Source organism: Pseudomonas sp. S10E 269 (genome assembly GCF_002798465.1).
GTDB lineage: Bacteria > Pseudomonadota > Gammaproteobacteria > Pseudomonadales > Pseudomonadaceae > Aquipseudomonas > Aquipseudomonas pergaminensis.
In genome coordinates this window covers 3,317,277-3,330,789 of the sequence record NZ_PHIJ01000001.1, presented here as the reverse complement: position 1 = coordinate 3,330,789, position 13,513 = coordinate 3,317,277, and the positions used below count along the sequence as shown (strand labels likewise).

Here is a 13,513-nt window from a genome sequence, read left to right as displayed (position 1 = left end):
CCGCCTTGGGAAATGAGGCGTTCGGACTGTTTTTGGAGTATAGATGTGCAAATCTCTAATAAGAACGCACATAAAAGCCGGACCAATATGCAAAAAAACATCACGTCGCTGGGCTCCCTGAACTGGGATGACCTGAAGTTTTTCCTCGAAGTGGCCCGCACCCGCAAGGCCAGCGTGGCCGCCAAGCGCCTGGCGGTGGACTACACCACCGTGTCGCGGCGCATCAGTTCACTGGAAGTGTCACTCGGCACCCTGCTGTTCGAAAAATCCCGGACCAACGGTTTCGTGCTCACCACCGAGGGCCAGCGTCTGCTGGGCTATGCCGAGTCCATCGAAAGCACCCTGCACATGGCCTGCGAGCAAGTTTCCGGCTCCGGCGTTGCGCTGTCGGGCCATGTGCGCATGGGCTGCACCGAAGGGTTCGGGAGCTTCTTCGTCACCCCGCAGTTGAGCCACTTCGTCGACACCTACCCGGCCATCTCGGTGGACATCCTGCCCCTGCCCCACTTCATCAGCCTGTCCAAGCGCGAAGCCGACATCGTCATCGCCCTGGAACGGCCGGAACATGGGCCGTATGTGTGCTGCAAACTGTGCGACTACAAATTGCAGCTGTACGCGACCCAGGAATACCTGGACCAACACCCGCCCATCCGCAAACCTGCGGATTTGGCCGAGCATCCGTTTATCAGCTATGTAGATGACTTGGCGTTCAGCTCGGAGCTGCTGTACCTGGCAAACGTGGTGCCCGGCGCCAGCGCCAGCCTGCGCAGTACCAGTGTGATCGCGCAGTACGTGGCGGCGCAGCAAGGACGGTCGATGGCGATATTGCCGTGTTTTTTGGCGGCGCAGGATCCACGGTTGTTGCCAGTGTTGGGGGAGCAGATTTCCATCACTCGCCAGTTCTGGATGTATTGCCGGGAGGACCTGAGGAAGTTGAAGCGGATTACGTTGTTGTGGGACTACATCAGGGAGGTGACGGAGCAGAATCAGGGGCTGTTGATGGGGGAGACCAGGGAGATCAGGTTCGCGGATTAAAGGGCCATCAACGATGATTCGCTTTAATTTGCAGGACGTTTCCTAGTGAATCTCCGGCCTATCGTGCCTTAGGGTTCGAGTCATTAGCCTCCGTACTTCGCTGACATCAGCGAACGGGTTTAGCGACCCGACCCCGGACACAGCCTCCAACGTCAAGCGTTTCATGCTTGTCGTTGTCGTGTTATGGCGGCTGTGCGTGGGAGACCTTTGGGTCTGCCGGGTCCTGGGTCCGGTTCGCTAACCTGCGCACAGCTGCCACCCTTTCATGTTTAGCGACATGAGTGGGTGGCTCCCTAAACTCCCAGGTATGGATCATGACTAAAATCGTCCCCGATCCACCGCTCTCCTCCATCACCACCCTCGGCGTCGTCACCTTCGGGGACTACGGCGAAAACGAAAAACCACTGTTCCGCGTCAACGCCGGCATGCCCATTGAGGAAGCGTTAGAGCACGCCTCCACCGTGCTTTTCTACTCCAAGAAACTCGCGATGGAAGCCGCCCTAGATATGCACGCCGGACCGTTAAGCGCACACCGTTCAGATGTGGGGGCCTGCCTTCGACGGCGGTGGGTAAGGCAATAAATTCTTAACTGAATGACCGCATTCGCGAGCAAGCCCGCTCCCACAATTGAACTGGGTAAGCCGCAAAATCCAGGCCTTGCACAAATAAGTGTGGGAGCTGGCTTGCCTGCGATGGCGGTGTGTCAGTCAGCACATTCTTTGCTGATGGACCGCTATCGCCGGCAAGCCAGCTCCCACAGTTGATTGGGTTTCACATTGAGATTGGCGGGACGGGTTCAGTCCGCAATCACCACAATCGACACCCGCCTATTCTCCGTGCGCCCCTCCACCGTGGTATTCGGCGCCACCGGCTCGCTGCTGCCCAGCCCGCGCAGCTGGATGTTCTCTTCCTTCATGCCCACACCGGTCAACACCGTCGCCACACTTTTTGCGCGGCGCAGGGACAGTTGCTGGTTGTAGGCTTCCTTGCCCGACGCATCGGTGTGGCCGTCGATGCGGACGCGTTCGATGCCGACGCCCAGCAGGGCCTTGCCGATGCGCTGGACGATCTCGGTGCTGGGTGGGTTGAGCGTCTCGACGTCGCTGCCGAACAGCACTTTGCCGGACAGGCCGAATGCCCAGCCTTCGTCGGTCAGTTCAAAGCCTTGTTGCTTGAGGACGGCCACTTGCGCCGGGGTAAGGCCTTTGGGGGGGGGCGTCTGGCAGCCGCCGAGGGCGAGCAGTGCCACCAGCAAGGGGATAAACATGAAACGCACGGTCGAGAACAAGGGATCAGCTCCTGTGGTGAACGTTGGCGGCGGAGGGCTCCGACTCTGCCGTTTGCTGGCCGCCCGAGGACAAACGTTTGGCCTGGTACATCGCCGCGTCGGCAGCATTGAGCAAGGTGCCGGGTGTGGCGCCATGATCAGGGTAGATGGCGATGCCAATACTGAGGGAGGTCAATACCTGAGTGTTGCCGGGCACGGGGATGGGCTGGTCCATGCTGGCGATGATCTTGTCGGCGATGCGCTGGGCGTCTTCTACCTTGTGCAGCGGCGCCAGCAGGATGGCGAACTCGTCACCGCCCAGGCGCGCCACCAGGTCATCCTCACGCAGCTGGGCCCGTACACGTTCGGCGACGGCCACGAGCACGGCGTCACCGGCCGCGTGGCCAAAGCTGTCATTGATCTCTTTGAAGCGATCGCTGTCGAGGTAAAGCACTGCCACCTGCTCTTTGGCCTTGGCCGCGCTGCGCAGGGCACGGATCAATCGGCCTTCGAAGAACGCGCGGTTGGGCAGGCCGGTGAGACTGTCGTGGTTGGCCTGATGGGCAAGGGATTCGTTTTCGCTTTGCAGGTGATTTTGCCAGGCCTCCATCTCGCCGAGCAGGGCGTTGAAGTCACTGCCCAGGCTGTCGAGTTCGGCGATTTTTGCCGGTGGTACGCGGCGGTCGAAGTCGCGCTCGCTGCGGGCGGCGTGGGCCACGGCGGCAAGGCTTTGCAGTGGGCCGGTGATACCGCGTAACAAGCGTCGCGCCAAGTGCAGGGCGATCCACGCGCTGAGCGCGGTGCAGATGAGGATCCCGGCCAGGCCGCTGAGCAGGAAGCGCAGCAGGCTGCCACCGTGACCCGTGAGGTGAGTGCTGCCGATGGCTCGCCCTTGGTGGAGGATCGGCTGGCTGATGGGTTGTTCGAGCAAGGTGTGCGCCAGTTCCAGCTCAACCCGCGAGAGCATGCCGGTATCCGGGCGTATCCACTGCGCCAGCAACTTGCCATTGGCGTCGAAGACTTCGGCCTGGGCCACCTCTTCGGTGGAGGCGATCAGGCTGAGGGCTTCGGTGGCTGCCGCGCTGTCGTTGAACACCACCGCCGCTTCCACGGTGTAGTTAATGGAGCGCGCGATCAAGTGCAGGTTGTGTTCGGCATACACCCGCAGCGCCAACACCCCCAGCAAGGTCAGCGAGACGCTCGCCAGGATCACGGCCACCAGCGCCAGGATCAGGTGCCCTCGGCCGATGACCGAGCGCAATGTCGGTCGCACTTTATCGACCTTCATGGCGCAGGCGCTCGACGACGGGACAACTGCAGCACGCTGGGGTGAATGCGCACGCCGCTGCGCGCCACGGAGTCGAGGTTGACCTCGAAGGACACCTGCTCATCCCCCACCCGCAGGCAGAACAGGCTTCCCACCGTACACTGGTCGCCGCCTTCGCTGATGCTGAGCACCGGATGACCGATCAACGAGGTAAACAGCTGACCACGCTCATCGGCACTGAGTTTTCCGATGTACACCGCATCGCACGCGTTGACGATATCCGAATGGCTGGCCAGCAGACGCTGCACCACGACCGGACGGCCGGTGGCCTGTGTGGTGCCTTTGATCAGGTCGTCGGTGTATTGGGTCGGGCCGACGATACACAGGCGCAATTGCGCGGGCTCGACCGGCCAGCGCGCATAACTGAGGATACCCAGTACCACTTGGGTGACCGCCTGGGCGCGTTGCGCGGCAAGGCCTGCGGGGTCGGATGCCTGGGCAAAAGCGTGTGGCGTAAGCACACACAGGACCGCCACCAGCAGCAGGCGTCTCCAGCTCAAACTGCGCTCTGTGGGCGAGACAGCCACGTTCATGCAGCGATTCTCTCAGGTGTTTTTTAAATGATGCCGCAACGATAGCACAGCGGCGGAAAACCCCGCGAAGACGGGGCTTCATGGGGGTCGCTATTTTTTCAGAAAAATCAGACGCCTGAATCAGAAATATCACATGATCTGTCAGTCAGTTTTTTCAGGCTCGTGACCCAACTCCAGCATCAACCCACTCAAGCGCTTGACCTTGCGCCTTACGGCTTCTTCGAACACGCCGCCACGGGGCTCGATCAGGCTGAACCAGCGCTTGGCCCGGGTGATGCCGGTGTAGATCAACTCTTTGGTGAGCACCGGGTTCAAGGCATCCGGCAGGATCAGCGCAGTGTGGGTGAACTCCGAGCCCTGGGATTTATGCACGGTCATGGCGTACACGGTTTCCACATCATTCAGACGGCTGGGCAGCACAAACCGCACGCCGCCCTGACCATCGTTACGTGGGAAGGCCACACGCAGCACCTGGGGGCCGCCGTCGCTTTCGGGCAATTTGAGGGCAATGCCGATGTCACCGTTCATCAAGCCCAGGCCGTAATCGTTGCGGGTCATCAGCACGGGGCGGCCTTCGTACCATTGCTCGTCGCCTTCGATCAGCCGCACCTTGCGCAAGGCCGCGGTGATGCGCAGGTTCAGGCCTTCCACACCCCAGGGACCTTTGCGTACCGCACAGAGCAGTTGGAACGCGTCGAAGGCTTGCAGCAGCTGCTGCGCCCAGAGGGTCCAGGCGGGGTCTTCACGTGGGGTGCCGGGGGCTGGCCGCGCGCTTTGCAACAGGTTGAGGTAATAGCGATAACCCTCGGCACCGCCACCTTGCCCGTCCAGTACCAAGCGTTCCAGGGCGTGGTCATGCTCGCCCTTGAGGCTGACACAGAACAGGTCATCGTGACTGCGCGCCGCCAACAGCTTGCGGGCTTCTTCGGCGTTTTGCTGGTTGACCCAACGTGCCAGTTGGCCGATGCCACTGCCTTCACCGAAACGTCGCGAGTAGCGCAGCATCACCACTTGCTGTGCCAGGGGATGGGTACCGTCGAGATCTTCCTGCAGGCCAGTGGCGCTGAGGTCTTCACCGCTGATGGCTTGCAGCCATTGGCGGGTCTCGGCGCTGTAGAAGCCAGCTTCGGCGTCGCGGCACAAATCACCCAGTACCGCGCCCGCCTCTACCGACGCCAGTTGGTCCTTGTCGCCCAACAGGACCAGGCGAGCATGGGGCGGCAAGGCGTCGAGCAGGTTGGCCATCATTTCCAGGTCGATCATCGAGGCTTCGTCGACGACCAGCACATCCAGGGGCAATGGGTTGCCGATGTGATGACGAAAATGCCGCGTTCCCGGGCGACTGCCCAGCAAGCGGTGAACGGTGGTGACCTGGGTCGGGATCTTTTCCTTCACGTTGTCCGGTACTTTCAGCGACAGCACTTGCTGGCTGATGGACTCGGTGAGGCGTGCCGCCGCCTTGCCGGTAGGCGCGGCGAGGCGAATGCGCAATGGACTGCCGGACTCCACAGCCGGCGCCTGCAACAGCGCGAGCAGACGCACCACGGTGGTGGTCTTGCCGGTACCGGGGCCGCCGGTGACGATGCTGAATGCACCGCGGGTAGCCAGTGCACAGGCGAGCTTTTGCCAGTCGATCACACCATCGGGCGGCGGTTGGTCGAACAGGCTGTCGAGGCGCTGCGGCAAATCGGCGGCGATGCTTTCCTGAGTGGCGAGCCGCAGGCGCAAGGCGGTGTCAATGCGCCGCTCGTAGGTCCAGTAGCGGCGCAGGTACAGGCGCTTGCCGGACAGGACCAAGGGGCGACTCTGGGCGGCTTCGCTGCCATCAACTGCCAACGCCACCAGATGGCTGGCGGCCAGCGCATGGCACCAGTGGGCGCCATCGAGGCCGTCGAGCAACTGCGACGGCAGCAGCATGGCGCCGGTTTGCAGGTCGCCTTCAGGCGGCAACGACAGGGCAAAGTCCGGTGCCTTGAGGGTTTCGAACAGGTCGAGGCAGACGTGGCCATGGCCCAATTGATGGCTGGTCAGCGCGGCAGCCAGCAGCACCAGCGGGTCAGCGTGGGGTTCAAGTTCGTGCAGGAAGCCGACGAAGGCTTTGTCCAGGGCGCGCAACCAACCGCGATCGACCCAACGTTCCAGCAGTTGCACCAGATCGGCGGCGTTGCTGAGGGGCATCAGCGCCTCCAGCGGTAACGGCGACAGGCTCATAACAACACTCCTTGTTCCCAGGCGGGCTCAACCTTGGGCGGGATGGGCTTGCCCTGGAACAACAGGTCCAGGCCTTCGATCAGTTCCCGTGGCGGCCGGGTGAAATACGCACCCTGGCTCGCCGACTGGGTGCCGCGCAGGAACAGGTACAGCGCGCCGCCGACATGGCGGTCGTAGTCGTAGTCCGGCACGCGCGCCTTGAGTTGGCGATGCAGGGCCAGCAGGTAAAGCACGTATTGCAGGTCGTACCGATGATCGAGGATCGACTGTTCCATGGCGTCCGGGGTGTAGGCCGAATCGTCGGGACCGAGCCAGTTGGATTTGTAATCGGCCACGTAATAGCGGCCGTCATGTTCGAAGGTCAAGTCGATAAACCCCTTGAACATACCATTGAGCAGCACGGGTTCGGCGGCAACGCGGGAAACGCCGTTATGGGTGTATTGGCATACCAGTTTGTCGAGAGCGAGGACGTCAACTTTGTGGCTGGCGAACCAGAACTCCATCTCGATTTGGTACTGCTGCAAATCGCTGAGGGAGACATGCCCGTTATCCACCGGCAGTGGCGTTTGCAACAGGTGGCCGAGCCAGCCGCTGAGGGTAATGATCCAGCCTTCCCAGTTGCGCCGATTGCAGCGTGCGCCGACTGCCTTTTCGATGGCCTCGGGCGTGACGTTGAAGCCCTCCTCCCCCGCCCATTCCAGCAGACCGTGAAGGAAAGTCCCTGGGTTCGGGCCGCGTGGGAAACGGTGAATATCGCCGCCGGACGCCGCCACTTCGCGCGGTGCATCGGGGTCGAGACGCTCGTCATCGAAGAGCTTCTGGGCCTGTGGGCTCTCCGGCGCTTCGAGCGAGGCAGCGCTCATGCTGTCGCCGATGCGCAACGCGCTGTAGGAGGCAATCCACCAGTTTTCTGCGGCCTTGCGCTTGGGCAGCAAGGGCGCCCGCAGCCTGGCTTCGTTGCGAGGTGGGTGAAAGACGATGTCTTGCGCGTCGGGCACTTGGGTGTAGTCGATGGCGGGACACCCTGCTTGCAGGTCCAATAGCCAGCGTGCCAAACCGGCAGACTCCGCCAACGACGCTCCAGCGCCGAGCAAGTAGCCCAGCGCTGAAAGATGCAATACGGAGCTATTGCTGTTGCCGCGCTTGAGGTCGGCGATGCCCAGCCAGCATGCATGCTTGGCGCGGGTAAGCGCTACATACAACAGGCGCAGGTCTTCGGCCAGGCGCTCGTTATCAGCCTGGACGATCAACTCAGGCGTTGGGCGCAGGCTGACCTGGGATTTGCCGTGTTCATCGTGGTAGTGCAGCGGCAACCGGCTGCCGTCCACTGGTTTGGCCGAGCAGATAAACGGCAGGAAAACCAGGTCGTACTCCAGGCCTTTTGACTTGTGGATCGTCACCACCTTGACCAGTTGCTCATCACTCTCCAGACGCAGGATTTGTTCTTCACCCGCTTGGCCGGAGAGTGCCAGGTGTTCGGCCAGATGTCGGATCAGTGCCTGTTCGCCATCCAGTTCCGATGCCGCTTGTTGCAGCAATTCACTGAGGTGCAGCAGGTTGGTCAGCACGCGTTCGCCATCGCTGCGTGCGATCAGGGTTTGCGGCAATTTAAAGTCGTGCAGCAGGCGGCGCAGCATCGGCAGCACGCCTTGGGTCCGCCATATTGCGCGGTAGCCACGGAACTGCATGACGCGGCTTTCCCACGCCAGCTCATCCTGGTTCAGACGCTCCAGTTCCGGCAACGACAGGTTCAGGGTGACGCACGCCAAGGCGGCGCGCAGCGGGCGCTCGACATCCGGCTCGGCGCAGGCCTTTAGCCAGGCGAGCAGGTCGTGGGCCTCTTGGGCAGCGAACACCGAGTCCTTGTCGGACAGATACACACTGCGCACACCACGGGCAGCCAGTTCGGCACGTACGGCCTGGGCCTCCTTGCCATCGCGCACGAGGATGGCGATGTCTGACGGGAGCACGCCCTTGAAGCTTGCATCTGGCTGAAGGAAGCCAGCAGTACCTTGCTGCCCGCCGTTGAGCAATTCAACAATGTGTGTGGCACAGGCGGCAGCCAATTGCTGACGATAAACCGCATTGGACACCGGCTGGTCGGTGGGCAAGTGCCAGAGGTTCATGGCCGGCAGTGTCTGGCCATCCACCTGAAGTTGCTCTTTGCGACCCTGGGACTGCACCGAATGGAAAGGCACCGGGTTTTCACCCTTCGGCTCGCGGAACAGGAACGCGCCGCGACCTGTTTCCGCACGCTGGAACACGTGGTTCACCGCCTCCACCATTGCGTGGCTGGAGCGGAAGTTGGTGCCCAGTGTGTGGTGGCGGCCGGTAGTGGATTGCCGGGCGCGCAGGTAGGTGTAGATGTCGGCGCCCCGGAAGGCGTAAATCGCTTGCTTGGGATCGCCGATCAGGAACAGCCCGCTGTCGAGGTGGTTTTCTTCGATGCGGTAGATACTGTCGAAAATGCTGTATTGCACCGGGTCGGTGTCTTGGAACTCATCGATCAAGGCCACGGGGAACTGCTCGCGGATCACACTGGCCAGGCGTTCGCCACCGTCGGCCTGGAGCGCAGCGTTGAGGCGGATGAGCATGTCGTCGAAACCCATTTCGGCGCGGCGCCGCTTTTCTTCCTCGAAGCGTTTGCCCACCCAGCCGGCGGCGTGCTGCAACACGGCGGCGTCGGGGGTCGGCAGCGCATCAAGGGCCGCCTTGAGTCCGGCCATCGCGTCGATACCGGGGTGCTGGGGCGGCTCGCCTTTCCAGGCTTCGGCCATGCCGTCGGGCGTCAGGCGGGTGAAGCCGGTGCCGATGTCCAGTTGCTCGAGGGATTCGTCAGCGGCCCAGGCGCTGATTTTTTCGAACCAGGGCTCGAAGTAGCGCGCTTGCATCTTGCGGCCATCGACGGCCTTGGCGGCCACGGCTTGCAGGCAGATATCGCGCAGCTCGGCGGCCCATTGTTGCCAGGGGGCCTTGAGTGTCTGCAGTGCTTCGCGGCGCTCTTGCAGGCAGGCGTTGATCAGCTCGGCAGGCTCGCGGGTTTCATCCGTAGGCCGTTCGCTGCCAAACAACGCGCGTACCCGTGGCATCAACGCGGCGGGGCCGCTCCAGTTATTGCGTACCCAGTTGAGCGCATCGTCGCGCATCGGGTAGCAGAACAGCCGCCAGTAATCACGCAACACTTCGCCGAGCAAGTCGCTGTGGTCGGTTTCCAGGGTCTGGGTGAACAGGCTGCCACTGTCGAAGGCATGTTCGCGCAGCATGCGCTGGCACCAACTGTGGATGGTTGAGACAGCGGCTTCGTCCATCCACTGGGCGGCGATGTCCAGGCGATTGGCGCAGGCAGGCCATTGTTCGGAGGGGTAGTCGGCGCGCAGATCGGCGATCAGGGTGTCGGGCTGTTCGATTTCTTCGCGGAAAAAGCGCGCGGCTTCAGCCAGACGGATGCGGATCCGTTCGCGCAGCTCCTTGGTGGCGGCGTCGGTGAAGGTCACCACCAAGATTTGTGGCGGCAGCAATTCACGGCCAAAGCCTGCGTCTTCGCCACCGTGACCGAGGACCAGGCGCAGGTAAAGGGCGGAGATGGTGAACGTTTTGCCGGTGCCGGCGCTGGCTTCAATCAGCTGACTGCCTTTGAGCGGAAACGCAAGGGCCAAGGGTTTGCTGGTCATGCGCCGTCCTCGCCAGTGAGTGATCGCCAGGGTGCGTTGAGCAGCGGGCGATACAGGGTTTCGCACCACCCTTCGAACTCTTCGCTGGCGATGAGTGTGGCGTAGTCGGGAAATTGCCGGGTGAGCGCCGGGGTTTCGCGACGCTCGCCATCGGTGGTCAGGCCGTCGCCTTCGTAGGCTTTACTGGCAGCTGCTTGCGCCTTGGCAGGATCGGTTTGGCTGAGCCACGCGAAAGCGGTTTTCACGGCAACGGGCAGTGGCTGGCTCATTCCGATTTGCCAGGCGAGCAGCAAGTTGCCGAGGACTTCCTGGGCATTGGATCTGTCCAGTGGTGGCAGGAGCAGGGTCTCGTCGCTGGCGACCAAGCCGGTGCTTAACGGCAGACCGCAGGCACAGGCGACCACGTGATTGACCCAGGGGCGAATCAGGCGATGCCATTTGCGGGTCTTGATCGAGCCGATACTGTTGGGAATGGTGGTGACGCTGAGTAAACCGCCATCACTGCGCCGATGCAGACCGCTGACCCAGCCTTCCAAGTGAACGCCATGATGCTCAAAACTGACGGGCTCGGCGCCGGGGTGCGGGGTGGGCCAAAGGGCCAGCAACTGCTGGTAGCGTCGCAGCAGATCGGGCAAGGGCTCGATCAGCTCGTTGCGCAGGCACTCACCGAAACCCACCATCGGCAACAGGCCACTGCCTTGTAAACGCAAGGCCTGTGCGTTCAGCGCCTGGTCGAGGTGATCGGGTTGTGTGAGTGCGGCGCTGAGTAGGCTGTCGCTCAGGCTATAGCGTTGCAGTGCGTCGAGAACGAAGGGCTCTTCGTCAGCCAGCGGCACTTCGGCGGCTTCGAAGAACACTTTCAGGCGTTGGCTGAAGAAGTGTTTGACTGGATTGCGCAGGAAGTCTTGAAGCTGGCCGAGACTCAGGGGTTCTTCCTGTTGATGGGGGGCTAGGTCGTGTTTGGCTGGGATGGCATCGGAGGCCTCGTGGAGCAACTGCCATTCGCGCGCGTAGCTGAACAGCGCATCGCCCTCATGGAAATAACGGGCGCTGAACGGTTGCAGCGGATGCTCTTGTGTCATGGCTTCAATCAGCGGCGTGTCACTGTTTGCGAGGTGCCAGCCGCTGGCGAGATGGTCACGCAGCTGGCCGATCAGTACCGAGGCCGGGCGGTCACTGTTGTCACGGATGCTGCGGCCGACCCAGCTGATATAGAGCTGGTCACGTGCTGAAAGCAGGGCTTCGAGCAGCAGGTAGCGGTCGTCTTCACGGCGTGAACGGTCGCCGGGGCGGTAGTCGCTGCCCATCAGGTCGAAGTCCAGCGGAGGTTGCGCACGCGGGTAATCACCGTCGTTCATGCCGAGCAGGCAGACCAGCTTGAAGGGGATCGCACGCATGGGCATCAGGGTGCAGAAATTGACAGCTCCAGCAAGGAAGCGTTGGGACAGGCGACCTTGGTCGAGGCCGGCGAGCCAAGCTTCACGGACTACGGTAAGTGGTAATTGGTCCTGCAGCCCTACGGACTCGCAGGTTTCCAACCAAGTCTCTCTGAGTTGCTCGAGTTGGCTCAGCAGGTAGTCGTCGTGTTCGCTGCTCGGCAGGAAGAACAGTTGCATCAGGCGTTGCAGGCGTTCGCCCCACTCTTTGGGCGATGCGGGCTGCGACAAAGCTTGATGGGCGTCGTTGAGTGCGTCGAGCAAGGCAACCAGTGGACCAATCAGGGCGGCGTCGAGGCCACCGATTTCGTCGTAGGGCTCGATGCCATCACACGCGGCGCCGGTGCCTACGGCGTAACCGAGCAACATGCGGCGCAGGCCGAAACGCCAGCTGTTTTGTTCCAGCTCCGGTGGCAGGCCAAGGCTGGCACGTTGTTCGGCGCTAAGCCCCCAGCGGATGCCGGCGCCTTCTATCCAGCGGTGCAATGTGGGCAGGTCACGCTCTTTGATGACAAAGCGTTCGCGTAGGGCCGGAACATCAAGCAGGTCGAGGATTTCGCTGACGGGGAAGCGGCTATCGGGGAGTTTCAGCAAGTGTTCGACGGCGATGAGCAGAGGGTCGCGACCGCGCTGGCCTTGATCAGTCAGGGTGAACGGGATGAAGCGTGGGTCGTTGCGCTCAAGCTGGCCGAATACGGCGCGGATGTGCGGCGCGTAGCTGTCGACGTCGGGGACCATGACGATGATGTCCCGGGGGCGCAGCGTGGGGTCGGCACTGAAGCGCTGGAGCAGTTGGTCGTGGAGGATTTCCACTTCGCGTTGGGCGCTGTGTGCAATGTGGAAACGAATTGAGGTATCGCGGTCCAGATCGACAGCTGGCCATAGCTCGCGGGTTTCGTTGAGTGGGCGCAGTTCGAGGATATCGTCCTGGAGCTGGTTGAGCAGTGTGGTCGGTTCGCTGTCGCTGAACAGGTCGATGCGGCCGTCACGGAATGCGGCGCGGTAGCTGTTGGGATCGTCGTAGCTGTCCAGGAGGCTGATGTAGTCACGGCCTTGTTTACCCCACGCGGCCAATAACGGGTGAGCGTGCTGGTGCAGGGTTTGTGGGTCGATGGTGACCGGCATGCCCGCTTTGCGAGCCTGACGCTTGTATTCGTTACGTAGTAGGTCTTTGTCGGCGACGATGTCGGACCAATGATGGCGACAAGGGTTATGTACGCAGAGCAAGACTTGGCTGAATCGCGCGAGACCGGCGAGGGCTTCCAGTGCCTGTGCTGGCAACGAGGAGATGCCGAAAACGATGACCCTGGATGGCAAGCCTGGGGGCGCGCTGTCTAGGGAATTGATGCGCTCGATGAAGCGCTGGTGAACGCCGGCACGGCTTTCGGCCATGCCTTCTTCACCTACATCCAACAGTAATGCGCGCCACAGTTCGGCTTGCCAGCAGTTGGCTGGGTTAAGGGGCTTGGATTCGCCCCGGCCGTTACGCAATTGGTGGCGGCCGGCGGCCCAGTCTTCCAGCCAGTCGGCGCGGTAAACCTGGTATTGGTCGAACAAGTCAGCCAGGCGTTCGGCGAGTTGGTAGCGTTTGCGCAGGTCGGTGTCGTGGGTGAGGAAGCGCTGCAGCGGTTCGAAGTGCGGTTGATCGATAAGCTCCGGGAGCAGACGCATCAGGCGCCAGGTCAATGGGGCTTTATCGAGCAGGGACTTGGGCGGAATTTCGTCACGACCCAGGACCATGCGGTAGAGCTGCCACATGAAGCTGCCGGGCAGTTGCACGTCAATTGCGGCAGCGATGCCACAACCGCCCATGTCGTCGTCTTCCGGATCTTCAGCCAGGGCCAGCTTGAGCCACTGGGCGATACCGTTGCTTTGTACCAGGGCGATTTCGTTTTCCAGAGGGGCCAGGGGATAACGGCGCATCCAGCTGACCACCAGGCTGCGCAGCTCGTCCAGGCGGTTGCCGTGAACCACCATGAATCCAGCACTGAGGGACGTCGCATCCGGCATAACGGCTTCCTTGGGAAAAGCAA

The 13,513-nt window shown here is 62.0% G+C and carries 8 protein-coding genes; 2 read left to right on the top strand and 6 right to left on the bottom strand.

Translation table 11 applies throughout. The annotated features are described in order from the left end of the window. Window positions 1–87: 87 nt before the first annotated feature. Both CWC48_RS15430 and CWC48_RS15425 read left to right on the top strand, forming a co-directional pair. Window positions 88–1,035 (top strand): LysR family transcriptional regulator, encoded by a 948-nt coding sequence (locus tag CWC48_RS15430; protein ID WP_028617937.1) that lies wholly within the window; start codon window positions 88–90, stop codon window positions 1,033–1,035. A 314-nt stretch (window positions 1,036–1,349) separates the two neighbouring features. Continuing rightward, window positions 1,350–1,616 (top strand): DUF3077 domain-containing protein, encoded by a 267-nt coding sequence (locus CWC48_RS15425; RefSeq protein ID WP_256581661.1) that lies wholly within the window; start codon window positions 1,350–1,352, stop codon window positions 1,614–1,616. Window positions 1,617–1,831: 215 nt separating this feature from the next. Here the strand turns inward: CWC48_RS15425 and CWC48_RS15420 are convergent, their stop codons facing one another. The 6 genes from CWC48_RS15420 to recC all read right to left on the bottom strand — a co-directional run bounded on the left by CWC48_RS15420 (window position 1,832) and on the right by recC (window position 13,490). Then, window positions 1,832–2,323, bottom strand: coding sequence for an OmpA family protein (locus tag CWC48_RS15420; RefSeq protein WP_078050184.1), 492 nt, complete (start codon window positions 2,321–2,323; stop codon window positions 1,832–1,834). A gap of 4 nt (window positions 2,324–2,327) precedes the next feature. Then, window positions 2,328–3,590, bottom strand: a complete 1,263-nt coding sequence (locus CWC48_RS15415; protein WP_099492576.1) for a diguanylate cyclase domain-containing protein — start codon at window positions 3,588–3,590, stop codon at window positions 2,328–2,330. Further along, the gene (locus CWC48_RS15410) at window positions 3,587–4,162 is read right to left on the bottom strand and encodes a YfiR family protein (RefSeq protein WP_078050186.1); all 576 of its coding nucleotides are present in this window, start codon (window positions 4,160–4,162) and stop codon (window positions 3,587–3,589) included. Before CWC48_RS15410 ends, CWC48_RS15415 begins: the two co-directional genes overlap by 4 nt. Before the next feature lie 141 nt (window positions 4,163–4,303). After that, the gene (recD, locus tag CWC48_RS15405; protein WP_100492149.1) at window positions 4,304–6,373 is read right to left on the bottom strand and encodes an exodeoxyribonuclease V subunit alpha; all 2,070 of its coding nucleotides are present in this window, start codon (window positions 6,371–6,373) and stop codon (window positions 4,304–4,306) included. Further along, window positions 6,370–10,044 carry an exodeoxyribonuclease V subunit beta gene (gene recB / locus CWC48_RS15400; protein WP_100492148.1) on the bottom strand — a complete coding sequence of 1,225 codons (3,675 nt, stop codon included), beginning with the start codon at window positions 10,042–10,044 and terminating at the stop codon, window positions 6,370–6,372. Before recB ends, recD begins: the two co-directional genes overlap by 4 nt. Further along, window positions 10,041–13,490: an exodeoxyribonuclease V subunit gamma gene (gene recC, locus CWC48_RS15395; protein WP_100492147.1), complete on the bottom strand. Its 3,450-nt coding sequence runs from the start codon at window positions 13,488–13,490 to the stop codon at window positions 10,041–10,043. The genes recB and recC overlap by 4 nt, the downstream gene beginning before the upstream one ends. Window positions 13,491–13,513: the final 23 nt, after the last annotated feature.